This window comes from Nostoc sp. NZL (genome assembly GCF_015714705.1).
GTDB lineage: Bacteria > Cyanobacteriota > Cyanobacteriia > Cyanobacteriales > Nostocaceae > Nostoc > Nostoc foliaceum_A.
Window position 1 is genome coordinate 1 of sequence record NZ_WBKL01000079.1, and the last position, 25,296, is coordinate 25,296.

19 protein-coding genes are annotated in these 25,296 nt (G+C 39.6%); 8 read left to right on the forward strand and 11 right to left on the reverse strand.

Annotated features, from left to right (window positions below):
- Positions 1–950, reverse strand: a 950-nt coding sequence (gene lipA, locus F8R90_RS11310; RefSeq protein WP_196510817.1) for a lipoyl synthase, incomplete at its 3' end; no start/stop codon positions are given.
- A gap of 337 nt (positions 951–1,287) precedes the next feature.
- On the opposite strand from lipA, the gene F8R90_RS11315 reads away from it, so the two are divergent.
- The gene (locus F8R90_RS11315) at positions 1,288–1,941 is read left to right on the forward strand and encodes a response regulator (RefSeq protein ID WP_196510818.1); all 654 of its coding nucleotides are present in this window, start codon (positions 1,288–1,290) and stop codon (positions 1,939–1,941) included.
- A gap of 597 nt (positions 1,942–2,538) precedes the next feature.
- Positions 2,539–8,169 carry a trifunctional serine/threonine-protein kinase/ATP-binding protein/sensor histidine kinase gene (locus F8R90_RS11320; protein ID WP_196510819.1) on the forward strand — a complete coding sequence of 1,877 codons (5,631 nt, stop codon included), beginning with the start codon at positions 2,539–2,541 and terminating at the stop codon, positions 8,167–8,169.
- 175 nt (positions 8,170–8,344) lie between these two features.
- Here the strand turns inward: F8R90_RS11320 and F8R90_RS11325 are convergent, their stop codons facing one another.
- From F8R90_RS11325 to F8R90_RS11335, 3 genes are all read right to left on the reverse strand, one after another.
- The gene (locus F8R90_RS11325; RefSeq protein WP_196510877.1) at positions 8,345–9,736 is read right to left on the reverse strand and encodes a cytochrome P450; all 1,392 of its coding nucleotides are present in this window, start codon (positions 9,734–9,736) and stop codon (positions 8,345–8,347) included.
- Between the two features lie 73 nt (positions 9,737–9,809).
- On the reverse strand, positions 9,810–10,778 hold the full coding sequence (locus tag F8R90_RS11330) for a terpene synthase family protein (RefSeq protein ID WP_196510820.1): 969 nt from the start codon (positions 10,776–10,778) through the stop codon (positions 9,810–9,812).
- A 426-nt stretch (positions 10,779–11,204) separates the two neighbouring features.
- On the reverse strand, positions 11,205–11,387 hold the full coding sequence (locus tag F8R90_RS11335; RefSeq protein ID WP_196510821.1) for a hypothetical protein: 183 nt from the start codon (positions 11,385–11,387) through the stop codon (positions 11,205–11,207).
- A gap of 24 nt (positions 11,388–11,411) precedes the next feature.
- Between F8R90_RS11335 and F8R90_RS11340 the strand changes: the two genes are divergently transcribed.
- From F8R90_RS11340 to F8R90_RS11360, 5 genes are all read left to right on the forward strand, one after another.
- The gene (locus tag F8R90_RS11340; RefSeq protein WP_230966255.1) at positions 11,412–12,731 is read left to right on the forward strand and encodes a hybrid sensor histidine kinase/response regulator; all 1,320 of its coding nucleotides are present in this window, start codon (positions 11,412–11,414) and stop codon (positions 12,729–12,731) included.
- Positions 12,732–12,773: 42 nt separating this feature from the next.
- A complete protein-coding gene (locus tag F8R90_RS11345; protein WP_196510822.1) occupies positions 12,774–13,925 on the forward strand; it encodes an FIST signal transduction protein in 1,152 nt (383 codons plus the stop codon).
- 6 nt (positions 13,926–13,931) lie between these two features.
- On the forward strand, positions 13,932–14,975 hold the full coding sequence (locus tag F8R90_RS11350) for a sensor histidine kinase (RefSeq protein WP_196510823.1): 1,044 nt from the start codon (positions 13,932–13,934) through the stop codon (positions 14,973–14,975).
- A 596-nt stretch (positions 14,976–15,571) separates the two neighbouring features.
- The gene (locus F8R90_RS11355) at positions 15,572–16,105 is read left to right on the forward strand and encodes a methanogen output domain 1-containing protein (RefSeq protein ID WP_196510824.1); all 534 of its coding nucleotides are present in this window, start codon (positions 15,572–15,574) and stop codon (positions 16,103–16,105) included.
- Positions 16,106–16,188: 83 nt separating this feature from the next.
- On the forward strand, positions 16,189–17,574 hold the full coding sequence (locus F8R90_RS11360) for an ATP-binding protein (protein WP_196510825.1): 1,386 nt from the start codon (positions 16,189–16,191) through the stop codon (positions 17,572–17,574).
- Positions 17,575–17,639: 65 nt separating this feature from the next.
- On the opposite strand, the gene F8R90_RS11365 is transcribed toward F8R90_RS11360, so the two are convergent.
- The 5 genes from F8R90_RS11365 to F8R90_RS11385 all read right to left on the reverse strand — a co-directional run bounded on the left by F8R90_RS11365 (position 17,640) and on the right by F8R90_RS11385 (position 22,240).
- Positions 17,640–19,244 carry an NAD(P)H-quinone oxidoreductase subunit N gene (locus F8R90_RS11365; protein WP_196510826.1) on the reverse strand — a complete coding sequence of 535 codons (1,605 nt, stop codon included), beginning with the start codon at positions 19,242–19,244 and terminating at the stop codon, positions 17,640–17,642.
- Between the two features lie 82 nt (positions 19,245–19,326).
- Complete coding sequence (locus tag F8R90_RS11370; protein WP_196510827.1) at positions 19,327–19,569, reverse strand: hypothetical protein; 243 nt, start codon at positions 19,567–19,569, stop codon at positions 19,327–19,329.
- A 15-nt stretch (positions 19,570–19,584) separates the two neighbouring features.
- Complete coding sequence (locus F8R90_RS11375; protein ID WP_196510828.1) at positions 19,585–19,857, reverse strand: hypothetical protein; 273 nt, start codon at positions 19,855–19,857, stop codon at positions 19,585–19,587.
- A gap of 256 nt (positions 19,858–20,113) precedes the next feature.
- Positions 20,114–21,175 carry a WD40 repeat domain-containing protein gene (locus tag F8R90_RS11380; protein ID WP_196510829.1) on the reverse strand — a complete coding sequence of 354 codons (1,062 nt, stop codon included), beginning with the start codon at positions 21,173–21,175 and terminating at the stop codon, positions 20,114–20,116.
- 93 nt (positions 21,176–21,268) lie between these two features.
- Entirely contained in the window at positions 21,269–22,240 is a 972-nt protein-coding gene (locus F8R90_RS11385) for a CobW family GTP-binding protein (RefSeq protein WP_196510830.1), read from the reverse strand.
- Between the two features lie 299 nt (positions 22,241–22,539).
- Here F8R90_RS11385 and F8R90_RS11390 point away from each other — a divergent pair, with 299 nt between their 5' ends.
- Positions 22,540–23,484 carry an all3515 family Zur-repressed PEP-CTERM protein gene (locus F8R90_RS11390; RefSeq protein ID WP_196510831.1) on the forward strand — a complete coding sequence of 315 codons (945 nt, stop codon included), beginning with the start codon at positions 22,540–22,542 and terminating at the stop codon, positions 23,482–23,484.
- A gap of 50 nt (positions 23,485–23,534) precedes the next feature.
- On the opposite strand, the gene F8R90_RS11395 is transcribed toward F8R90_RS11390, so the two are convergent.
- Both F8R90_RS11395 and F8R90_RS11400 read right to left on the reverse strand, forming a co-directional pair.
- Positions 23,535–24,449 carry an alpha/beta fold hydrolase gene (locus tag F8R90_RS11395; protein WP_196510879.1) on the reverse strand — a complete coding sequence of 305 codons (915 nt, stop codon included), beginning with the start codon at positions 24,447–24,449 and terminating at the stop codon, positions 23,535–23,537.
- A gap of 108 nt (positions 24,450–24,557) precedes the next feature.
- The gene (locus F8R90_RS11400) at positions 24,558–24,998 is read right to left on the reverse strand and encodes a SufE family protein (protein ID WP_196510832.1); all 441 of its coding nucleotides are present in this window, start codon (positions 24,996–24,998) and stop codon (positions 24,558–24,560) included.
- Positions 24,999–25,296: the final 298 nt, after the last annotated feature.

The window sequence follows — 25,296 nt, forward strand, 5'->3', positions numbered from 1 at the left end:
CCCCTGCCCCCTGCTCCCTGCTCCCTTGCTTCATCCCCACTCCCTACTCCCTCCTCTCCAGCATGATAGGAACTGCGAACCAGAGGCCCAGAACGGACATGGTTAAATCCCATTTCCCATGCTAATCTGCCGAGTTGCTCGAATTTCTCTGGAGTCCAATATTTTTGGACTGGCAGATGTTCTAGAGAAGGACGCATATACTGCCCGATAGTCAAGCGATCGCACCCCACAGACCTTAGATCAGCCATTGCTTCAACGACTTCATCAAGTGTTTCTCCGTGTCCCAGCATCAAACCTGATTTAGTGGGAATTGTCGAATCGATTTCTTTGACCATAGCCAATACCGAGAGCGAGCGATCGTACTTGGCTCCCCGGCGCACTGGCCCAGTTAGCCGTCGCACTGTCTCGATATTGTGATTAAAACAAGCTGGTTTGGCTTTTACAATCATCGCTATCCGCTGGCGCTGACCTGGCTCCCCAACACCAGCACCACCCCAAAAATCTGGGGTCAGCACTTCAATTTGAGTCTCTGGGTTCAACTGGCGGATAGTCGCGATCGTCGCCACAAAGTGCCCTGCACCCTGATCGGGCAAGTCATCACGCGCTACAGAAGTCAGCACCACATAACGTAATCCCAAAAGCTGCACTGCCTGTGCTACCTTTTGGGGTTCCTCTAAATCAAGAGCCATTGGTGCATGACCTTTATCTACTTGACAGAAAGCACAAGAGCGTGTGCAGGTAGGCCCCATTAGTAAGAAAGTTGCAGTTTTTTGGGCATAGCACTCCCCCCGGTTGGGACAGCGTCCTTCTTCGCAAATCGTGTGAATTTGGCGCTGCTTAATAATGCGTTGTACGGTAGATATTTCACTGGCTTTGCCAATAGAGCGACGTAACCAGCTGGGCATTGCCCTAATTTCAGACTTTAGTTCGGCTTGTTGTGACGAAATCATAGACATCCAAGCAAGATGCGGATATAGAGTACTGGTCTGTCAATTAACAAATGATAGATAAGAATAGACGCAGGGAGCGGGAGACACGGGGACACTCTTGATGAAGTCACCATCATCTCCCTTATGCCCTAGAGCAAAGCTAAAGCCTTAAATATCACCATGACATAAATTGAAAAGAGCGCAAGCAAAAGTTTTGTAAAACACCTCTAGGAATGCCATTTATACCGAAATATACTATCCCCCAATTCCTAGAAATTTTGTATATAGTGGGAGGATTCTCAAGGACAATCAGCAAAACTGCTATTTACACTTAAAGTTTCTGTTAGAGCAAACAGTCGTGGCAAGCAACAAGATTTTAGTTATCGATGACACTACAGTTGTCAGGGTAAAAGTACGAGAAATGTTGCCTCCGGGCAATTTTGAGGTACTGGAAGCAAAAGACGGTTTGGAAGGACTAAATTTCATCCTTCAGGAAAAACTCAGCCTGATTATGCTGGATTTCCTGTTACCTAAAATGAGTGGCTGGGAGGTTTTCCAGAAAGTTCAAGCCGATCCGGAGTTAAGGAAAATTCCTTTGGTGATCATGTCTGGTCGCAAGGAAGAGGTGACTGAGAAAATCACAGAACCCTTTGAATACTTTGAATTTCTGGGTAAGCCTTTTGATCAAAAGCAACTAATTGGCGCGATTAAGTTAGCTATGGCCAAGGCGAAACAGCCACGCCCAGAACTAGTCGCAGTAGGAGCAACATCTGCTGTCAAAAATAGCACAGCTACAACCGTTAGTGTCGCTAATATTACAGTAGCAACCCCTAGTGCTGTAAATACTGCGATGCCTACGGCGGCAAGCAACGCAACCCCTAGTAGCGGAGGAGTCTCTGACACAGACATTAATGCGTTGAATGAGAAAATTGTCAAAATGCAAGCTGAAATCGATGGCTTGAAGAAACAGCTAACTCAAGTTGTGACTTTTATTAAACAAAAAATCAAGTAGCATTTGTACTCGTTATTATTATCGCAGCCGAAAATACCCCGTCTCTAATAACGGGTGTCCGATTAAAAGCGGGTAAAAATAGTTAGTTCAAAAACACTTATGTTCACAAATCATCATTGACAACAAAATTCAAAATAGGAAAAATAACTAGCAATTATCTGCGCCTATATAAATTTTGAATTTTGAATTCCCTGATCGCGCAGTTTCTTCGCAAAAGAAGAGGTTGACAGTCTAGCAAAGCAGTTATAAACCCAATAAACCTGCCGCAGTTTGCTCTTAAGCTAAGGAAAACGGCAGGCTTTTTTGTTGTTTGATCTGCTACATCCAAAATCTACTTCACAACTTGATAGCTACTCCATAAATCTAAAGCAGCAAGAGCAAATATTTACCAAAGTAATTTGGTAGAAACGCGCTTGAAAACCTTATGTTCTTATACCAAAATTAGCCTTTCCAGAATTATATAGTTCAAGATCACATATTTAGTCAAAAATTCTATCTTCTGATATAAATTCCAGAAAAAATCCTATTTCATGATACCGATAATCTCCATACGGGAATACTAAGCCATAGAAACAAGAATTATGAGCATAGTCTACAATGTTAGTAGTATTAGATACATTATATGCATTTCCTGGCTATCGCATTACCGAGCAAATCTACTCCGGCAGTAAAACCCTAGTTTACCGGGGCATTAGAGAACAAGACCAAAAATTAGTCGTTCTCAAATTGATGCGGAATGAATATCCTACGTTTGCGGAAATCGCCCAGTTCCGGAATCAATATATCATCAGCAAAAACCTTGATCTTCCTGGCATAGTCAAAACCTATAGCTTAGAAAGCCACCGTAACAGCTACGTTCTAGTGATGGAAGATTTTGGTGGCATTTCCCTCCAAGACTGGCGATTGGAGGACAAGAAAAAGAAGGAAAACTGGCTTTCCCTCAATGAGTTTTTCCACGTTGCTATTAAAATAGCTTCTACCCTTGAAGGACTGCATCGCGATCGCATCATTCACAAAGACATTAAGCCTGCAAATATCCTGATAAATCCTAGTACAGATGAAATAAAACTGATCGACTTTAGTATTGCCACCCTGCTACCAAGAGAAATCCAATTTGTCACGAATCCCAACGTCTTAGAAGGCACTCTAGCTTACATTTCCCCAGAACAAACTGGAAGGATGAACCGAGGTATTGACTACCGCACTGATTTTTATTCCCTCGGTGTCACCTTCTTTCAACTCCTCACCGGACAGTTACCCTTCACCACTAAAGATCCGACGGAGTTAGTTTACTCTCACATTGCCAAGCAACCGCTAAAAGCCAGCCGGATTAACTTCAATATTCCGCCAATTTTGTCTGACATTATCAGCAAGCTGATGGCAAAAAATGCCGAAGACCGATATCAGAGCGCTTTGGGGTTAAAGCATGATTTGGAGGTGTGCCAAAGCCAGTGGCAAGCAACAGGAAGTATTGTACCCTTTGAACTAGGCGTGAGGGATATCTCAGACCGTTTTGTAATCCCCGAAAAACTCTATGGTCGCCAAACTGAAGTTGAAACCCTACTCGCTGCTTTTGGGCGCGTGGCAGACGGGGCAACAGAAATGATATTAGTTGCTGGTTTCTCTGGAATTGGCAAAACGGCTGTGGTTAACGAAGTCCACAAACCTATTGTGCGGCAGCGTAGTTACTTCATTAAAGGAAAATTTGACCAGTTTCAACGTGACATTCCTTTGTCAGGATTGGTGCAAGCTTTTCGGGACTTAATCGGGCAACTACTCTCGGAAAATGATGCCCAAATTCAACAGTGGAAAGCCAAAATCCTGCAAGAATTGGGTACACAAACTCAGGTGATTATTGATGTAATTCCTGAACTCGAACAGATTATCGGCAAGCAACCTCCGGTTACAGAAATCTCTGGCAGTGCTGCCCAAAATCGTTTCAATTTATTGTTTCAAAAATTTATCCAAATCTTTACAACGAAAGAACATCCCCTGGTTATCTTTCTGGATGATTTGCAATGGGCAGATATGGCATCTTTGAAGTTAATTCAGCTATTAATGTGTGAAACCACGTTATCTTCTCTCTCAGAAAAGATGGAAAATATGCGTGGAGCCAAGGGAGGTTTATTGTTAGTTGGTTCGTATCGAGATAATGAAGTGTCCAAGGCACATCCGCTTTATTTGACACTACAGGATATTCAGAAAGCAGGAGCAATTATTAATACGATTACCTTAGCGCCTTTAAATCAGGGTGATTTAAATCATCTAATTGCTGATACACTTCATTGCCCTGAAGTAGTTGCTGTTCCTCTCACCCAGATGGTGTTTGCTAAAACTAAAGGCAACCCTTTCTTTTCCGTTCAATTCCTCAAGTCTTTACATGACGACGGGCTAATTGCATTAAACTTTGATGTTGGTCATTGGCAGTATGATATTTCAAAAGTTAAAGAATTAGCTCTTACAGATGATGTAGTAGAATTTATCGCCCTGCAAATAGAGAAATTGCCAATCAATACCCAAAAAGTTCTGAAACTTGCTGCCTGTATTGGTAATCAATTTGACTTAAAAACTCTTGCGATCATCAATGAAAAATCTTTAGTAGATACAGCATCAGACTTGTGGCAAGCATTACTTGATGGGCTAGTTCTACCACAAACCGAAAATTACAACATATTTTCAAAAGATAATACTAATCAAGAATTCATTGCTCATGGAATAGAATCTACACAATTTTCAAATTCTAATTCACAGCTACCTAAATATAAATTCGTACATGATAGAGTGCAGCAAGCTGCTTATTCTTTGATTCCTGAAGAACAAAAAAAGCCAATTCACTTAAAAATTGGGCTACTGTTATTGAACAGTATTCCTGTCGCAGAACAGGAAGAAAAGATTTTTGAGCTTGTCAATCAATTTAATATAGCAGTGGAATTCATCTCTCATCAAGTTAAGCGAGATGAACTAGCCCAGATGAATTTAATTGCTGGACATAAAGCTTTAGCATCAACGGCTTATCTCGCTGCGGTTAACTATTTAACTACTGGTATTCAATTACTGGCAGCTGATAGCTGGGAGACTAAACATGATCTCACCCTGGCTTTATATGAGACTGCGACAGAGGCAGCATATCTAGCTGGCAAGTTTGAACAGATGGAACAATTAGCAGAAGTGGTGTTGGTACGTGAAAGACTACTAGAAAAAGTAAAAGTTTATGAAGTCAAAATTCAGGCTTATGGGGCACAGAACCAAGCACTGGAAGCTGTAAATACTGCAATAACCTTCTTGAAACTTTTGGGAGTGGAGTTTCCTGAGTATCCAAGCCAGTCTGATATTCAGTTAGCAATGGCAGAATTAACATCAAATCTTAATGGCAGGAGTATTGCAAACTTAATTAATCTGCCGGAGATGATAGAAGGGCTGGATATGGCAACTATGCGTATTTTATCAACTGGAGCCTCTGTTGCTTATGCAGTAGCTCCCGAACTGTTTTTGCTGATAACTCTCAAACAAATCAACTTATCACTCAAATATGGCAATACTCCTTCATCTGCCGTTGCCTACGTTAATTACGGGTTAATACTCAGCGGGGTAGTGGGAGAGATTGAATCTGGGTATCAATTTGGCCAACTAGCTGCAAGCTTGGTGGATAAGTTCAATGCTAAAGAAATTAAAAGTAAGATCATATTGACATTTAATACAGGTATTTTGCATTGGAAGGAACATACGAGGAAAATATTAAAACCTTTACTGGATGGTTACTCTTTTGGACTAGAAACAGGAGATTTAGAATTTGCAGCTTATTGTATTAATGCTTATTGCTACTCTGCGTATTTCCTCGGTAGAGAACTGACAGGGCTAGAACGAGAGATGGCAAATTACAGCAACGGTATCAGACAAATCCAGCAAAAAACAGTATTTAACTGGAGTAATATCTATCGGCAGAGTGTCTTGAATTTGCTGGGAACTGTAGCGAATCCCTGTAGTTTAATTGGTGAAATTTACGATGAAAATAAAATGCTACAGCTTCATATTGAAGCCAATGATGGAACGGGAATTTTTTATCTATATGTCACAAAGCTACATCTCTGTTTCCTATTTCAGGAGTTTTCTCAAGCAATTGAAAATGCCAACCTAGCAGAAAAGTACTTACAAGGTGGATCAGGACAGCTAGTAACTCCTCTTTTCTACTTGTATGATTCACTAGCAAGACTAGCTGTATATCCTAATGTATCCGGTTCTGAGCAAAAGTTAATTTTAGGTAAGGTTCAAGCGAATCAGCAAAAAATGGAGCATTGTGCACATCATGCTCCCATGAATTATTTACATAAATATTATCTTGTAGAGGCTGAACTTTATCGGATTGATGGTCAATATATCGAGGCAATAGAATTCTATGATCGTGCTATATTCCTTGCCAAAGAACATGAATATATTAATGAAGAAGCCCTAGCCCAAGAACTTACAGCCAAATTCTATTTAGAATGGGGCAAACATAAGATTGCCCAAACCTACCTCACAGATGCCTATTATAGCTACGTTCGCTGGGGAGCGTTAGCTAAAGTTGACGATTTAGCAAAACGCTATCCTCAATTACTCGCTCCTATATTCCAGCAAGAAAAACTGAGTATTCATTCCAGCAAGGAAAGCACTTCTTTCAATAGCACATCTCTATCCACGTTGAGTAATCAACAAACTGTTATTGGCTCGAAGACAAGTATTTCTGACTCTCTAGATTTAGCCGCATTTATTAAAGCATCTCAAGCACTCTCTGGGGAAATCGAGCTTGAGCGACTACTTTCTACTTTAATGAAAGTTGTAATGGAGAATGCAGGAGCCTCTAAATGTGCTTTGATTTTAAGCGAAGGTGATGACTTAGCATTAACTGTCACAGCGGTTTGTTCAAGTTCAACGTTTGAGCATACCTACACAGAGTTTCCATCAACTTACCTAGAGTCAAGCTACGATGTTCCCATTACTTTGATAAACTATGTTAAACGCTCCAGAGAAATATTGGTTATTGATGATGCAATGTCCGTTTATTTTTTAGCATCTGATAGCTATATTCTCTGTGAAAAACCCAAGAGTTTGTTGTCTATACCTATCATCAATCAAGGCAAATTGATTGGTATTCTTTACCTAGAAAATAATCTGGCGACAGGTGCATTTACACACGATCGCGTAGAAGTTCTCAAACTCCTCACTACCCAAGCAGCAATATCCTTAGAGAATGCTATCCTCTACAAAAACTTGGCACAAGCTAAAGAACGCTTGGAGAAATATAGCCATACATTAGAAGAAACAGTCGAGAAGAGAACGCAAGAAATCAATGAGAAAAATCAACACTTAGAGCAAACACTACAAGAGTTGCAGCGGACTCAAACCCAATTGATTCAAAGTGAAAAAATGTCTTCATTAGGGGATATGGTCGCAGGAATTGCACATGAGATAAACAACCCAATTAACTTTATTCATGGCAATATTGCTTATGCTAGTGAGTATGTCCAATACTTGCTGGATTTGATAGCTGTTTATCAGCAGGAATACCCCCATCCTTTGCCTTTAGTTGAAGAGAAAGCTGAGGAGATTGATATAAATTTTCTAGCAACAGACTTGCCAAAGATTCTAGATTCAATGAAGGTCGGCAGTTCCCGTATCCGGAATATTGTTTTGGGCTTACGCAACTTCTCCCGCCTGGATGAATCTGAAATGAAGCCTGTAGATATTCATGAGGGAATAGACAACACCTTAATGATCTTGCAGCACCGACTTAAAGAAAAAAGCGATTACCCTGAGATTAAAGTCATAAAAGAATACGGAAAGCTAGGAGAAGTTACTTGTTACGCTGGTCAACTAAATCAGGTATTTATGAATATCCTGAGTAATGCGATCGATGCTTTAGAAGAGTCCTTTGCCATTAGCTTTCCGCCATTGATAAATGACAAAGTACAAATAATAAAAGATAAAGGAACAATTCGTATCTTTACTGAACTAACAAATTCCAATACGGTAATAATTCGGATTGCTGATAACGGTTATGGTATGACAGAAGCTGTACAGCAGAAAATCTTTGACCCATTCTTTACCACCAAGTCAGTAGGAAGTGGAACGGGGTTAGGCTTATCGATTAGCTATCAGATTGTTGTGGACAAACACAAGGGTAGTTTAACCTGTAATTCTATATTAGGAGAGGGGGCTGAGTTCGTAATTGAGATCCCGATGCAACAGTAACTTATCTAGGCTAGTACCACTTTTATTAAGATATAAAGTTGGATTAAGCGGAGCAAAACCTAACATTTGGAAGTTTGCTGAGTTGTGCTTTACTCTACCAAACCTATGATTATAAAAACCCAGTTTTTAACAAAAGCTGGGTTTTTATAATCATCAAAACAACTCTGGCAAGCTACTAGGATACGGGTGCAGTTGTCATATTCACCAAAGACTCTTGACGCACATGGCGTCCTGTAATTACCATCTTGACTCCACCTGCTGGTGCAAGGGTAAAACCTCTACGCTGAGGTTGCTCTGGTCGCCGATCAACTAGTGCAAACTCATAGTGTGACAAGGCTGTTGCTAATATTAGCTTCATTTGAAATATAGCTAAAGCCTCGCCAAGACAACGACGGACACCACCACCAAAGGGCAGAAATTCATAAGGAGAAAATTGCCGTTCTAAAAAGCGTTCTGGTTGAAACTCCTTCGGTTGGGGATATAAATCCTCTCGCTGATGAGTAAGATAAACACTAGGAAGCAGTACTGCCCCAGGCTGTAAAGGATGTCCCAGTAGTTCCACGGGTTCTTGCACTACTCTAGGAAAACAGAACATTATAACGGGATGAATTCGTAAGGTTTCGTTACAGACAGCTGTGAGATATGGCAGTCGATAAATACTCATCGGATCTGGGGAATCACCGAGAGTGTCTAGTTCCTTGAGTAGTTTTTCACAGACTAGGGGCTTTTGGTGAATCCAATATAATCCCCAAGCAATCGCTGTTGCTGTAGTTTCATATCCAGCAAGCATTAGAGTCATCAACTGATCGCGTAACTCTTGATCCGTCATGGATTGACCAGTATCATCTTGTGCTGAGATCAGCATGGATAAGATATCGCTGCGTCCTGGATCAAGTTGCTGTCTACGTTCGGCAATTTCAGCGTAAATCAATTCATCAATTCGCTCACGATCACGCAGAAATTTTCCCCAAGGACTCCAAGGCCCTAAATCTTTTTGCAAGAATGAAAAAAAGAATAAACTAGAAGTCATTGGTGACCGAAAAAGATCTAACATCTGTGGCAATAAATACTTAAGTTGTTGAAGTTTTTCTCCTTCATTCAAGCCCAAGACAACCTGTAAAATGACTTGTAGAGTTATCTCCTGTGTTAAGTTATGAGCCAAGAAGTGCTGATTTAGCGGTAACTGAGTAAAAAATTTTGTACACAAGCTACATATCTGTTGAGCATAGGCTGGCATTCGGTCTCCGTGAAAAGCAGGCATCACAAGTTGTCGCTTCTGTTTATGAGAAATACCCTCCATCAAGAAAAGTGAACGTTCCCCTATTAAGGCTTCCACAATTCTGTTCTTATCACCAACAGCAATAAACTTTTTTCTATCATTAGTTAGAATTTCCTGGATTGCCTTGGGATGGTTTACAAAAACTACTGTGTCACCAAAACCTATTATCTTACCAGTAAAAATATCAGGATATTGCTGGGCTGCATTTTCCATATAGTCCACAGGATCAGCAACCCATTGAAGCTTTTGGATAAAAGGGTGGATTTTGAGAATATTTGGTAGTTGAATATGTTTCTTCATCTCAAAATTATGCTTACAAGCGGGACGGTCAAATTTGCTTATTTGAAAGTTTAAGATTAACTTAAAAGTTAACTAACTCCAATTTGTCTGTAGTTTCATATCGGGCAGTAAGAGAATACCAATTGAGATTGCCACTAATCCAGGAGTGCATTATTGATATATATTTTGCCAGATCAACATCTATATCTTTTCCAAAAGAGGGAAGAGATGCTTCTAAATTTATCAAGGATTTGACCTTTTCATCATGCATATCAGCAGCACGCTTTATTGCTTTATTCAAAGGTAGTTTGTGTAGATAATGTAATACGATGACTAAATTATGAACATCACCACTATCCATTTCTCTAGATGCTGAAAAAACATCGTTACACCAAGCAAGAATATCAATTGTTATTAATTCTAGTTGTTTCACGGTTTTATGATTTCGTAAAATATCAGAGAGCATATAATTATTGCAAAATTCACTTATTGTCAGGAAAAGATATCCTCCTACGCTTAATCTTCTGCATCTCATATAAGTGTTAATGTTAGGTACAATTCCTTGGGCACGAATAGCTGCTTCCTCTACACATCCGTGACAGTATTGCTCAAAGCAGTGGAGAAAGTAATTGAACCATTTTTCACTCGCTCTTTCGCTTGTTCGTTGTCGCAAATCAGCCAAAGCATGATTGATGGGTATATCATGCCTTGTTGGTTCTGATCCTTTCAATATTTCTATAAATCTTTGCTGAAAAAGTTTAAGCGCTTCCGGTTGTTTTTTTAACTCTGACATATCGCATTGATCATCCCAAATAAATACCCAACTAAGCCAGTCATTTCCAATCTTAAGTTCTTCTAAATCACAGTCTGGATAGGCACTTGCAGCTAACAAGAAAAATTTTGACTTTGAGAAACGCTGATAACCAGTTTTACTTGCTTGTAGGTTGAAGCGAAGTACCCATTCAAGAGCATGCTTTTCTAGAATATCAACATGCTTGTTGATTTGGGATGGAAATGGGCAGTACAAACCAGAGGAAAGTAATTGCTGCATAAGAATGTATTATTTTCGAGTAATCAAGATGAATTAAAAGAGTATAAAAGCGATATAACTTGGTTTTAAAAAAATTATTATAGACACATAAAATCTATAGTATGTAAATAATTTACTACATCTATATTTTTAGCAAGTATATATATAAAGTAAAGTTTTTAATACCTATCTATTTATTGTTCAGTTTTTTTGATAAAAGAATAACCGTACTTGCTCGGAAATATAAAATTTTCATAAAATTATTTATGATTTTATTGGTGTCTAATAAATACTGTTGACGAACTATAAAAGTTAACTTATGGCATCAACAATATTATTTTGGGATAGTGCTATTTTTATAAAAGTACAAGGGTAATAATGACTAATTTTAGAGCAATCGTCTTCATATAAGAGAATGTTTAACTCTAGTGAAAGTGAAGATTGATGTTAATTTCCATCGTGTAGCGATCGCCCCTGTGGTCGCATAGAGCAATTTAGTGTGAAAATGTTGCTGTTGTCAGGCTTTTTGGGAACTATAGAATTGTCAGACGAGAAAATTATCAGTCCAGCCTGCAAACAAAATAGAGGTGACTTAGCTGCGATCGCGGGGCTAAATAGTAAACAATTCACAAGGAGTCAAATTAATTTAAATACATGAATTATAAGCCAGACATACCAATGCTTTATGTACCAAAAGATAGTTTGATTCTAGTAGTTGATGATACTACTACAAATTTAGAGATTATCTTTGATGTATTAACTACTGTAGGTTTTGAAGTTACTACAGAACATGATGGAGAAAGGGCACTGAAACAGGCTGAATATCTACTACCTGATTTAATTCTATTAGATGTGATGATGCCAGGAATAGACGGATTTGAAACCTGTAAAAGGCTGAAACAAAATTCAGCTACTTGTGATATACCAGTAATTTTTATGACGGCAAATTCTGATACTGATAGTAAAGTAAAGGGTCTAAATATAGGGGCAGTTGATTATATCACTAAGCCCTTTCATGAAGAAGAATTATTAGCTAGAATTAAAACCCATCTTCAATTACGAAATCTCACAAAAACTTTAGAAAAACGAGTTTCAGAAAGGACAGCAGCGTTGTCTAGGGCATTAAAAGACCTACAAGATTCTCAACTTCAGCTTGTACAGACAGAAAAAATGTCTGCCCTTGGTCAATTAGTAGCAGGTGTTGCTCATGAAATTAATAATCCAGTTGGTTTTATTCATGGCAATCTTGGACATGCTTCAGTATATTTCCAAGATATGGTTAACATTATTAGTCTCTATCAGCAGTACTATCCTCATCCGGTTCCAGAAATTCAAGAGGAAATTGCAGCGATAGATTTGAAATATATGCTTGCTGATCTACCTAATTTAATTTCCTCGATGAAAGAGGGAGTTCAGCGCATTCGCAATATTAGTACCAGTCTAAGAACCTTTTCTCGGTCAGATAGCGATCGCAAGGTTTATTGCAACATTCATGATGGTATAGACAGCACCATCATGATCCTCAAACATCGCTTAAAGGCATCCGAGGATCGTCCTGATATTCAAGTAATTAAAGATTACGATAATTTGCCAGAACTAGAATGTTTTATCGGACAACTAAATCAGGTATTTATGAATTTATTAGCTAATGCTATTGATGCTTTAGAGGAGTCTAATGTAGGACGCACCTATATTGAAATTGAAGCAAATCCCAATCAAGTTTTGATTCAAACTTCCCTCAGTGAAGATAAAAATCATATATTGATTCGGATTCAAGATAATGGCGTGGGAATGTCAACTGATGTCCAGCAAAAAATCTTTGATCATTTATTCACTACCAAGCCTGTGGGTCAAGGTACAGGATTAGGATTATCTATTGCTCATCAAATTGTTGTCGAAAAACATGAAGGAACTCTAGAGGTAAATTCAACACTAGGACAAGGTTCAGAGTTCATTATTAAGCTTCCCATTTAGGAATCATAGCAAATTGCGTTCATCAACATAATAGGTAAATTTATGTTTAAGGCAGTAGTAGGCCACAGTAACGATCCAGATTCTCTATCCGCAGTTGAAGAAGTTATTGAGCAATGTTCCAGTTCTGTTGCGGGAGATATACCAAAAGCTGGGATTCTTTTTGCTGCAATTGATTTTGAACATTCTCTCATTTTGCAGCAAATTTATCAGGCTTATCCAGGGATTGAGTTGATTGGTGGAACAACAGATGGAGAAGTTTCTTCAGTCTTAGAGTTTCAGCAGGACTCAATCACCTTGATGTTGTTCTACTCAGACGAAGTTGAAATTTATGCAGGAGTTGGACGCAAAGTTTCAGCTGATCCAATTACTGCAACTAAACAAGCTGTAGAGCAAGCAAAAGCAAAAAGTACTGCACCTCCAAAACTATGCTTAACTCATCCAGAGAGCCTCACAACTAGTGGTGTGTCTATATTGAATGGCTTAAAGCTAGCTCTTGGACAACATGTGCCGATATTTGGTGGTTTGGCAGCCGATCAGTCAAGATACCAAAATACATACCAATTTTTTCAAACAGAAGTATTAAGTGATTCTGTACCAATTCTGCTTTTTTCCGGCACAATATTGTTTTCTCACGGTATTGCAAGTGGTTGGCATCCCATCGGTCAAATAAGCAAAGTAACTAAGGTAGATAAGAATATAGTCTATGAAATAGATGGTAAACCAGCTTTAGATTTTTATCAAAATTATCTAGGTTTGCTTCCTCCTTCAATGGAATATCCGCTAGCAGTGTTTGCTCAGAATGGAGACAATTTTTATATAAGGGCACCTATTGCTTACAACCAGGAATCTGGTAGCATAACCTTTTTTGGAGATATTCCCGACCAAGCAATTATTCAAATTTCAGAAGCAGCTTATGAAGATATTCTAGCAGCTTCCAAAGCTTCATTCATGAGTGCCTTAGATAATTATCCAGGTGCAGAACCCAGTGCTGTTGTGTTTTTTTCATGTGTAGCTCGTCGGCAAATACTTGGTACTAGGGCACAAGAAGAGTACCAGAATACAAAACTTTGTATGGCTAAATATTTTCCTGCTTGTGGATTTTATTCTTATGGAGAGATTGCTCCTATAGATCGAATTAGTCAGACGCAATTTCACAATGAAACTTTTGTAACTTTAATTTTGGGAACTCGGTAGAAACTGATGGAAATGGGGGATTATCAACAAGAAATTAAGGAACTAAAAAAAGCGAATAGAATTCTCCAAAAGCAATTGGAACGTTCTGAATCTGATCGGATAAAACTTGAAGATGTAAATAACAAGAAAGAATGTTTGCTCAGAAAAGTAATTGATGAATTAAAAGAATATCAAAACAAGTTAGAAGACAGAAGTCATGAACTAGAAATGATGCTTCTTAATCTTCAGATAATGCAAAATAAGATGTCTACTCTGGGAAGTCTTGTCGCAGATGTAGCTCATGAAATTAATAATCCAGTTGGCTTTATAGCAGGTAATCTGACTCCGGCTAAAGAGTACATTCAGAATTTATTACATCTCATCGACCTTTATCAGCAAACCTATCCCAAGGCATCTCAAGAAATTCAAGAAACAATCCAAGTGATTGATCTGGAGTATGTGCGCGAGGATCTACCTAAACTGATTTCCTCAATGAGAGAAGGCACAGATCGCATTTCCAACATTAGCAATAGCTTGCGAACTTTCTCTAGAGCAGATACAGAACAAAAAGTTATTTTTGATATTCATGAAGGTATGAATAATACTCTCCTCATTCTCAAGCACCGTTTGAAAGCTAATAAGATTCGTCCTGCTATTCAAATAGTTAAAGATTACGGCGATTTCCCTCTAGTAAAATGCTTTCCAGGACAACTGAATCAGGTATTTATGAATCTATTGGCAAATGCCATTGATGCTTTAGAAGAATCTAATTCTGGACTGAGCTTTAATGAGATTAAGGCAAATCCCAATCAAATCACAATTCATACTGACCTAATTGAAGATATAAATCACGTATTGATTCGGGTTAAAGATAATGGTGTGGGAATATCGCCTGATGTTCAGCTTAAAATGTTTGATAATTTATTTACAACCAAACCTGTGGGAAAAGGAACAGGATTAGGATTATCAATTGCTTATCAAATAATTGTCCAAAAACATAAAGGAACCTTAGAAGTAAATTCTTTGTTAGGAGCAGGTTCTGAGTTTATAATTACCATTCCAATTTCTTAAAATAGCAAATATAGCAATTACCCAAATTAATATTCTGGAAAATCAATGTTCAATTTGGTAGCAGATCATGATGATTGAATAATTCGTGGTTTATAATTTGTAATTAATTACGGTTTAAAAGCAACAAGTCTATTTATGGAAAACAGGAAAATTTTATCCTGATTGTGAGCAGGCAGATTTATGTATGGGTTAACAATACAATAAGTAGTTAAACAAAATTGATTACAAAAAGTTAAGAGATGAAACCCTTATCCAGACTAAAAACTCATGTGTAAATAATTGTTAGCGATTACTTATACTTGGTATTAGTGATATTTTGCCCCAGAAGATCCTCAAAACCCGTTTTTAAGGAGGGTTAGGGAGCATCAAGCCTTAACCCAAGCATATTGGGTCATGGGAACATAAGCTAGAAAAGACTTTGCAAAATCTGGAACTGTCGTAACAACAAAGTTCAGAATTTGTGATGACTATTACATTACTATTTATTAAAAACAAAAGTAAACATCAAATTTTCTAAAGAAAAAGATTAAGCAGTTACTTTGGAGGCATTTTGGGGAACTCTATAACTGTAGTTCAAGATTGTTTCCTCAAAATTTATGACCAATGCAGTTAACCACTCAATAGCTACACTTAATCTTCCTTTAGAACGCGATATATTTTTACGTACATTAATCAGAGAGTTATCTGGCACTTTGCAGGACGTAGTTGGCTTAGAAGAAGCTTCTGGATTTATTAGCGTAGTTGGTCAAAGGATGGCTAGGCAGCTCAACCAAGATTACAAATCTGCCCTGGAAGTTTCCAACCTTTCTCGTAAGCAGGTCGCTGATGTCTTGATTGACTTAAAAAAACGAATTCAAGGCGATTTTTATGTCATTGAGCAGGATGATGAAAAAATTGTCTTTGGCAACCGCGTTTGCCCATTTGGCGAAAAAGTGCTTAATCGCCCTGCCATGTGTATGATGACCTCAAATGTCTTTGGGACGATCGCAGCTAATAATCTGGGATATGCGAAAGTAGAATTGCAAGAAACCATAGCACAGGGAGCTTCTGGATGTAGAGTTATTGTTTACTTAAAATTTACAGAAGAGGCAGAAGGTCGAGAATACTTTAGAGGACTAGACTCTGTATAAACCCTTCAGCACCAAAATAACTTCGGGATATAAGTTTAGTGCAGATATGTAAAGTAGAGTCGAACCTTGAAATTGGAAGCCCCATGACTCCTGAACAATTTCTTGAACTGGCCAAAGTTTTACCAGAACCTTTACTCCTGGTAAGTGGAGAGGGTCAGTTGTTAGCTACCAATCAACCAGTAGCAGATATGCTAGGTTTACGCCGTCAGGAACTGCGCGGAAGAATGCTCTTTGAAATTGTAACTGAGTCTACCAACGATATTGTCAGGTATCTGCAAGCTTGTTCAAGTAGTAGGGCAATGGTTCTTGGCTCCTTGACTTTACGAAAGAATGATGGACAAACGTTAATATGTCGTAGCCAAGGAGCCGTTATTCAACCTTGGTCTCCTGAATCTTCAGCTTTAATTCTCTTACGCTTGGAAAATAGAACTCAGACCAGCAGTAATTTCGTTCTTCTAAACGAAAAAATCGATGAGTTAGCAAAAGAAGTTCAAAGACGAAAACAGGCAGAGGAAGCGCTTTGGAAAGCGAATCAAGAGCTAGAAATTCGGGTTGAGGAACGTACAACTGCTTTACAAGAAACACTAAACGAACTACAACTTACCCAAACTCAGCTTATCCAAGCTGAGAAAATGTCTAGTTTAGGTCAGATGGTAGCTGGTATTGCCCATGAAATTAATAATCCCGTGAGTTTTATTTATGGCAACCTTCATCACGCCCATAAATATACTCAAGATTTACTGAGATTGGTGCAAATTTATCAACAACTTTGTCCAAATACTCCTCTTGAAATCCAAGAGCAAGTAGAAGAAATAGACTTAGATTTTCTGATTCAAGATATAACTAAACTTTTCCAGTCCATGAAAGTGGGAACAGAACGCATTCAGGAAATTGTTAAATCACTACGTAACTTTTCCAGACTTGATGAAGCAGAACTTAAGCAAGTCAATATCCATGAAGGAATTGATAGTACTTTAATGATTTTGGAGCATCGCCTTCAAGCTAGGCATGAGTACCCAGAAATCAAAGTCATCAAAAAATATAGTCAACTGCCGAATGTAACTTGCTATCCTGGCCAACTTAATCAAGTTTTTATGAATATTCTTGCTAATGCGATCGATTCATTGGAGGCATCGGTAAATCCACAAACAACTGACAATCAAAAACTGATAAATAATAATCCCCAAATTCAAATTAAAACTGAGCTAATCGATGAAAAATGGATAACGGTTACTATTGCTGATAATGGTTTGGGGATAAATGAACAAGTTCGCTCAAAGCTATTTGATCCATTTTTTACCACTAAATCTGTGGGCAAAGGTACTGGACTAGGACTATCTATAAGCTATCAAATTATAGTTGAAAAACATAACGGAGAACTTAGTTGTTTTTCTGTTCCAGGAAAAGGTGCAGAATTTGTGATTAAGATACCTATTAACTCAGTCTCATATTTAACTGAAAAGATATGACAAACGCCTGTTTGCTAATTAGCAAACAGGCGTGTCTTTGAGTACAAATTTTGGTTGAGAATCGGTTAAATCTTAGCAGTAGAATCAACTGAGGGTTGAGACTGACTAACCGAATCTAACTTTGGCAAAAGCAGTAGATTTTGTGCTTTTACATTACTGTTGATTGTTGCTTGCAAAAATGGTGTGTGGGAGATGGAATTATTAGCCAATGTAAACAGTGGATTTGACAAAATCCCTGCTATAGAAGTGGCAATTAATGTTACCACCAACCCGACTTGCAAAGGTCTTAGCCCAGGCAAATCCCAACGCACTTGTGGATAATTCTTCACCGCGTCGGACATTTCATGGGGTTCTTTGACTACCATCATCTTAACTACGCGAATGTAGTAATAGATCGAGACGACGCTGGTAACTAAGCCTAGCAAGACTAACCAATAAAGTCCTGCTTGCCAACCAGCCCAAAATAAGTAAATCTTGCCGAAAAATCCAGCTAATGGTGGAATACCACCCAAGGAAAGCAGGGAGATACTCAACGCCAGTGTTAGGAGTGGGTCTTTTTGATATAAACCAGAGTATTCGGCAATCTGGTCAGTTCCCGTCCGTAGTGAGAACAGGATGATGCAGGTAAAGCCGCACAGGTTCATGAACAGATAAACCAGTAAGTAAAATATCATACTGGCATACCCTGCCTGTGTACCAGCAATTAAGCCAATCATCACAAACCCAGCTTGGCCAATGGATGAATAAGCTAGCATCCGTTTCATGCTGGTTTGAGCTAGGGCGACTACGTTACCCAAAATCATGCTGAGAACGGCTAGAGCTGTGAAGACAAACCTCCACTCGTCAGCAACAAGAGGGAAGGCTGTTGTCAGCAAGCGGATGGCTAGGGCAAACCCAGCTGCTTTGGAACCGACAGATAAAAAGGCGATAACTGGGGTGGGAGCGCCTTCGTAAACGTCTGGTGTCCACTGGTGGAAGGGTGCAGCGGAGATTTTGAAGCCAATACCCGCGATCGCAAAAACTAGGGCAATCACTAAACCTAAAGATTGACCGACTTTCGCTGTGGCAATGCCATTAGCGATCGCACTTAGTTCAGTTTGTCCTCCAGATAGTCCATACAGCAGTGATACACCGTACAAAAATATTGCTGTACTGGAAGCTCCAATTAACAAGTATTTCAGCGCCGCTTCATTGGAGCGGGGGTCACGCTTGGTATAACCTGTTAACAAGTAAGAGGAGATACTCAGGGTTTCTAGGGAGATGAAAATCATCACCAACTCACTAGCCCCGGATAAAAACATCCCTCCTAGAGTAGCACTCAGCAAAATAGCGATGAATTCGGCTAAAGCAGTGCCGCTCTGCTCAACGTAGCGAATTGACATCAGTATAGTTACAATCGCAGACAAGGCAATAATACCGCGAAAGACGATACTCAGGTCATCACTGTTAAAGCTACCGGTGAAACCGATGGGATTAGGAGAGTCCCATTGAAAATATAGGGCGACAATCGAAGCAAATAAACCTGCGATCGCTAGATATCCAATCCAGCGTGCGGATGTACGCCCCAAAATCAAATCAACAATCAAAACCCCCAAGAGGGTGAGAATAACAATCCCCTCTGGCAAAATCGTTCCAGCGTTCAACTGGGATGCAATATTAGCAAAATCCATGAGATGTATAGGTTTTGGGGATTAGACATTAAGGCTAACTCTGTTCACTCTAGCAAGTTTTCTAATTCCCAGACTAGCTCTTTTAACAAGAGCTTAACAGCTTGGGTGCAGATGGCAATCGCACCAACTTCACTGGCTTACCAGCAGCTTTCTCAGTATCTAGGAATTCACCTAACAGCTTTACTACCTCGTTTTTCAGGCGTGACTTTAGCGAATATGATAAATAATTATGCAGGAACGAGTGCGTGCCGTAGGCGATCGCCACGTACAAAAAGCTTATAAAACTAATAAGGGCACAGCAATGCTGTGCCCCGACAATATTCATAACTCCTAAATTTATTTAAAAATCGACGGATGGGAGTTTGCCTTGTAACGACTGAAATTTAGACTGAACACAGTTGGCACAATTGCAACCAAGTTGATCAATAATCGGATTAGATGTTTGAATCAAATGTAGTGTTGCCAGATCAGGAATTTGTTGTATAGATACTACCGTCATAATTTGGGTAGCATCAGCAGATTTCAGGCTGGATGCGTGTGCTGGATTGACTACCAGCAGCATGGATACCAAAAATGCGGGACAGGCAAGTAAAATAAGTTTGACTATGTTCATAATTTACACAAAGATACCTTTGCTGATACAGCATAGCTAATAAATTGACCACCTTCAACTTTAATAATTCGTAATTCGTAATTCGTAGTTCGTAATTGTTGGGTTTAATTACCCTTCTTCCAAAAGGATAGGCGAACGCCAACATCTATAAGTGGCGCTTTTTTCAGTCTGCGTATAAATACTTTGATGTAATAGTCTTTAATTACGAATTACGAATTACGAATTACGAATTACGAATTACGAATTACGAATTATTTTAACTGCGCCCGAATCCTTGACCCCGCAAAACCTTTGACCATACAAGTAATTCGCCCTGTTCACCGCCTGCGGCCAGTAACTTGCCTTGGGGATGCCAAGCTAGGGTGGAAAATCCTGCTGAGACACCTGTGATAATTTGGGATACTTCCTTGGCTTTGTTCCACAAACACAACCAGCCATCAGCAGCAACAGAAGCGAGAAGGAAGCTTTTAGGTGCAAAGGCGATCGCATTAATCACACCCACATGATTTGTTAATACTCGCGCTTCCCAACCTAAAGTGTCATCCTCTAGCTTTTCCCACACCACAATACCTTCAACGCTAGAAGATGCCAGTATTGGCGCACCGACTTTGGTCATAGCTTCTGACCATGCCAATTGGCGAATTTTACCAGGGAAGCCACGCATTACCCAAGGGTCGGGGTTGTTCCATTCCAAAACGGTGACACTACGATCCATGTTGCCAGAAGCCAGGAATTTGCCATCGGGCGACCAAGCCATAGCTACACTGACAGTAGTCATATCTAGGTTATATGGTTCTTCATCCCAGTTTTGACTGTGCCAAATCTTGACCCCCTTGTAACCGCCAATAGCTAAGTATTGTCCGTCAATGCGCCAATCTATACCCAGTACTGAAGAGTTGTCGAAATTCAGTGTTACGACAATTTCACGAGTATCTGCATCCCAAACTTGGACGTAACGCCCCAAACTAAAAGCCAGTTGGTTACTGGTGTAATTCCAAGCTAGCTTGTCAACCCATGCGGGGGCATTTTCCAAGGTGGCGATTAATTCAGTATCGTGCCAGATTTTTACTTGTCCATCTTGTCCACCAACGGCTAAAAATTTTCCATCTGGTGAAAAAGCTAGACAGTCTGCTGATTTACCGTTACCAGTTTGTAAACTTGTGAGTTCGCCATCATTCCACAAAACTACTTCCCCGGCGGCGGAAGTTGCTGCTAAAGTTTTACCTTGTGGCGACCAAGCGATCGCAGTTACATAATCTGAAAGTGTCCCCGAATAGTGTTGTTCAAATTCCTTAGATTTGCTGGTTGTGGAGTTCATAGTTATGTAGAGAAGTTAGGAGTTAGGAGTTAGGAGTTAGAAGTTAGGAGTTAGGAATCTTTAACTCATCACTCATAACTCCTAACTCGCTTTTTAAGCTAGACAAGCAAGAAAATCTTGCTTAAGTTGGGCTGCATCAAGGTTACGGCCGATGAATACTAGTTCGTTTTTGGGGGTTTCACTCGGTTTCCAGGGGCGATCGGGTTTGCCATCGAATATCATGTGTACTCCCTGGAATACAAATCGATTTTCTTCTCCAGCAATATTTAAAATGCCTTTCATCCGAAAGATATCTGGCCCTTGAGTACGCAGTAACTCCGAAAGCCAAGTGTTTAATTTTTCTCCATCAACTGCACCCGCTTCTACTAAAGCTACAGAAAAGACGCTTTCATCGTGTACGTGGGCATCTTCGCCTAAGAAATCTGGATCAATTTCTAATGCGCGGTCTAAATCAAAGGCTTTTACACCTAATAAAGCATCCATTCCTAGTTCAGAATTGCGGGTACGGTGGATTTTTGCGATCGCATTCATCGCCCGAATCCGTTTTTCTAATTCATCCAACTCTTCTGGCGCTACTAAATCGGTTTTATTAAGTAAAATTACATCGGCAAAGGCAATCTGTTCTTGTGCTTCATCTGCATCCCAGTGCTGCCAAATATGCTTGGCATCTACGACTGTTACCACCGCATCTAGAGACAATTGGCTTTGCAAGTCTTCATCAACAAAAAATGTCTGAATCACTGGTGCAGGATCGGCTAATCCAGTCGTTTCAATTACTAAATGGTCAAATTTATCGCGCCGCTTCATCAAGTTGCCAATGATGCGAATTAAATCGCCGCGTACTGTACAACAGATACAGCCATTGTTCATTTCAAATATTTCTTCATCTGCATCGATAATCAATTGATTATCAATACCCACTTCCCCAAATTCATTGACAATCACAGCAACTTTTTTGCCGTGTTCGTAGGTGAGGATGTGATTGAGTAGAGTCGTTTTACCTGCTCCCAAATAGCCAGTCAGAACAGTAACGGGAACTGAATTATTGATTACGTCAGCCACCATACTCTAAATTCCTCTTGTCTCACCTTATGGATAATCATTATCGCCTATGATAAATCTTTTTATATTTTTGTGCGAACTTGCTGTTATTTTGAGTTTCAGCAAAATAATCACATAATTTTCTCACCAAATATTTTCTTTTATGCATCTGTAATAAGTAATAAATATCCGCAAGTTGGCGTAGCTGGTAGGAATATCCCAACTAACCCTCCAGGAAGTTGCAGGTTAGTACATTGACAGTACCAAGAAAATTATGATAATCATTATCGCATAGGAAAATTATAGTTTGATGGAGAAGTGTGGTGGTTTCAAGAAACACTGCCTGCTCGAAAAAGCAAGTAACTCAAACAGGGCAAGCATCTGCGTCTATTGCAATCAGCTTTTTAGTTGTTGCACCACTGGTTTTATCTACCGCTTTAGCCCCAGCACAAGCAGATGATACTCATAATCATTCGGATGAAACCGGCTTTTACGTTGGGTTAGATGGTTTGGAAGTTTTACCTACAGGGACATACGCAGGTTTGGAGAACCCCAACTACAATCGTTTGACTCTTCTCTTTGCACACAGGAATGAAGACACGCCGGAATCTAGCCATTTCCACGGCATTGGTACTTATAGCTACTCAGGGTTATTAGATAACCCAACCATTAACCCAACCAATACAAATAACCGAATTCCTGAATCTTACTCAGAACAACCGCCGCTAACATTGTTACCTGGCACAGGGTTTTATACTGGTCGCTTGATTAGTACCGCAACAGATAAGGAATATAGCAATCTGACAATAGAACCTATAGCGTCTCTAAAAACTTCAAAAGAATTAGACAACCAGTATTTGTTCAATAGCTCTAATGGTCGTTGGCAGTCGTCTCTTGAGGGTGCAAATATTGGTTTACAATTAACGTCAATTAGCAGTGGATTGAATATTGGCGATTCAGCAGGCGTTGATATTGTCAAGTCAGTCGGCGATATCTACACAATCGGCAGTGGTGATAATTTTTCGTTCACCCCTACTTTTTGGACTGATGCTGCTGCACCACTGGGAACTTATTCTGCATCATTCAAATTAGTGGATTTAGGCAATGGCAATAACCCCATTCCCTTTAAAGAGTCTGGCACTTTCAATTTTGATTTTGAAGTCAAGGCAGTCCCTGAGTCATCAACTGTTCTTGGTCTTGGTATAGTCGGTTTACTAGCGCTTTCTCTGTCTCGCTTGCAAAAACTTACTCGCAGTAGCTTGAACTAATCTATCTCGCACCAAGGCGCAAAATGATCTTTGCGTCTTGGTGCGAGGATTTAATTTTCTGGGGAGAACAAAAAATCTTGAACTGCTTCTAAAACAACTGCTGGGTATTCTTCATGCAGTCCCAGAGAACCAGGAACAACAACGCTTCTCACTCCTGGTAAGGCTACCAAAGCGTTCATTTCTTCTCGTGATTTGGGGGGGCTGGATTCTCCAATTACTACCATGAGCGGTACGGTTAGAGACTGCACAAGTTCCAGAAAATCAGATTGTTCGTGTACAGCATCTAGATTACCAGTTACAAAGGCAGCAGATGCAAATCGCGCTCCTGGTTGTTGAGTTGTTTGCCACTTTTTATCAATGAAACTGGGTGTAATTTTAGCCGCGTCAGTAAAGACATGACGGCGATACATAAAACTTAAGAAAGATTGGGTAGTGTTGAGTTTGTAGAGAGCTTGACCAAGTATAGGCGATCGCACCAATTCTCTCACAATGCCAGCTATTTGCTGACTTGCTCCCATTGTTGGCAAAGGCCCACGCCAAGTAGGAGCTAACAACAAAATTCGTGAGAAAGTAGCAGGTTGTTTGACAGCTAATTGTAAAACGTAACTAGCAGCATGACCAGCCGCCACCACAGTAATGGGAGTATTAAAAACAGCTTTGACAAAATCTTCAAGAAATTGCTGATATATTTCTGGTCTGTAATTCAAACTAGGGCGAGAAGATTGTCCAAATCCAGGCCAGTCTAGGGCTACAACTTGAAAATTGGGAGCTAGTAACCTAGCAAGTTCGCCCATTTCCAAGCGTGTCGAAACACTGCTGAAAGCTGGTAGTAGCAATAGCGGTGAACCTTTACCGAGGGTTTCATAAACAACGCGCAATTGCTGATTTTCAAAATTCCAGAGATATTCTTGAACTACTCCACCAAAAGCAACAGCACCAGAGGTAGATAATAGATTGGTTGACATAAGACTAAATTTTGGTAGTTGTACGTTTTTTGTCATTTGTCAGTTGTCCTTTGTCCTTTGCAAATGACCAATGACTAATGACTAATGACAAATGACCAATAACCAAGTTTAGTTAGGCAAATCTAACTTACATTCCAATGCTTTTTTTTGCATGGTTTTAAAAATGTTGTAAAACCCATTGGCACGGGAAGGTGTCAGACTAACGTTTAAACCTGTTTGTTGAATAAAATCTGGAGTAAGTTGGACAATCTCAGTTGGCGTTAGTCCGTGTAATCCTTCAACCAAAAGTCCCACTAATCCTTTGGTTAACTGGGAATCAGAATCGCCCTGAAACACAACCTTACCATCATCCAAGGCTGCTGTGATATAAACTTGAGACACGCAACCAGGAACTTTATTTTCGGGTAATTTATCAGCTTCTGGGAACTCATTGAGCTTCTGAGCATACCAGATTAGCTGTTCATAGCGTCGCTTCGGTTCGGAAGCGCGTTGAAAGCGCTGGACAATTTTAGCGAGCGCAGGTGGCAAAGAATCTAGAGTTGAGGACATAAACAGAAGCTGCAAATGATCGGTATCACTTTGAGTGTAGATTATCTTTAGAGTGATCGCGTCTTTGCCCCCGGTTTACTTGGCATTATGAAGCTTGCCATTACTGACTATAATTTATCAAATCCAGATAATCCTTGCGATCGCATTGATATTTGCTTAGGTTTTCCAATGCGCCTAATCACAAAAACTTAATTTTTTTACAAGTAAGCTTTGATAGCAACTCTATATAAGTTACTGTTGTATCAGTATAGACTTATTGCTATTACGTAAGTATTCGGAATGGGTGAAATTTATGTGT

What these genes read in the sequence shown, in the direction of transcription:
- F8R90_RS11320 (WP_196510819.1), top strand. Translation starts at nt 2,539, where the DNA reads ATGTTAGTAGTATTAGATACATTATATGCATTTCCTGGCTATCGCATT.
- F8R90_RS11330 (WP_196510820.1), bottom strand. Translation starts at nt 10,778, where the DNA reads ATGCAGCAATTACTTTCCTCTGGTTTGTACTGCCCATTTCCATCCCAA.
- F8R90_RS11340 (WP_230966255.1), top strand. Translation starts at nt 11,412, where the DNA reads ATGAATTATAAGCCAGACATACCAATGCTTTATGTACCAAAAGATAGT.
- F8R90_RS11345 (WP_196510822.1), top strand. Translation starts at nt 12,774, where the DNA reads ATGTTTAAGGCAGTAGTAGGCCACAGTAACGATCCAGATTCTCTATCC.
- F8R90_RS11350 (WP_196510823.1), top strand. Translation starts at nt 13,932, where the DNA reads ATGGAAATGGGGGATTATCAACAAGAAATTAAGGAACTAAAAAAAGCG.
- F8R90_RS11355 (WP_196510824.1), top strand. Translation starts at nt 15,572, where the DNA reads ATGACCAATGCAGTTAACCACTCAATAGCTACACTTAATCTTCCTTTA.
- F8R90_RS11360 (WP_196510825.1), top strand. Translation starts at nt 16,189, where the DNA reads ATGACTCCTGAACAATTTCTTGAACTGGCCAAAGTTTTACCAGAACCT.
- F8R90_RS11365 (WP_196510826.1), bottom strand. Translation starts at nt 19,244, where the DNA reads ATGGATTTTGCTAATATTGCATCCCAGTTGAACGCTGGAACGATTTTG.
- F8R90_RS11370 (WP_196510827.1), bottom strand. Translation starts at nt 19,569, where the DNA reads ATGAATATTGTCGGGGCACAGCATTGCTGTGCCCTTATTAGTTTTATA.
- F8R90_RS11375 (WP_196510828.1), bottom strand. Translation starts at nt 19,857, where the DNA reads ATGAACATAGTCAAACTTATTTTACTTGCCTGTCCCGCATTTTTGGTA.
- F8R90_RS11380 (WP_196510829.1), bottom strand. Translation starts at nt 21,175, where the DNA reads ATGAACTCCACAACCAGCAAATCTAAGGAATTTGAACAACACTATTCG.
- F8R90_RS11385 (WP_196510830.1), bottom strand. Translation starts at nt 22,240, where the DNA reads ATGGTGGCTGACGTAATCAATAATTCAGTTCCCGTTACTGTTCTGACT.
- F8R90_RS11395 (WP_196510879.1), bottom strand. Translation starts at nt 24,449, where the DNA reads ATGTCAACCAATCTATTATCTACCTCTGGTGCTGTTGCTTTTGGTGGA.
- F8R90_RS11400 (WP_196510832.1), bottom strand. Translation starts at nt 24,998, where the DNA reads ATGTCCTCAACTCTAGATTCTTTGCCACCTGCGCTCGCTAAAATTGTC.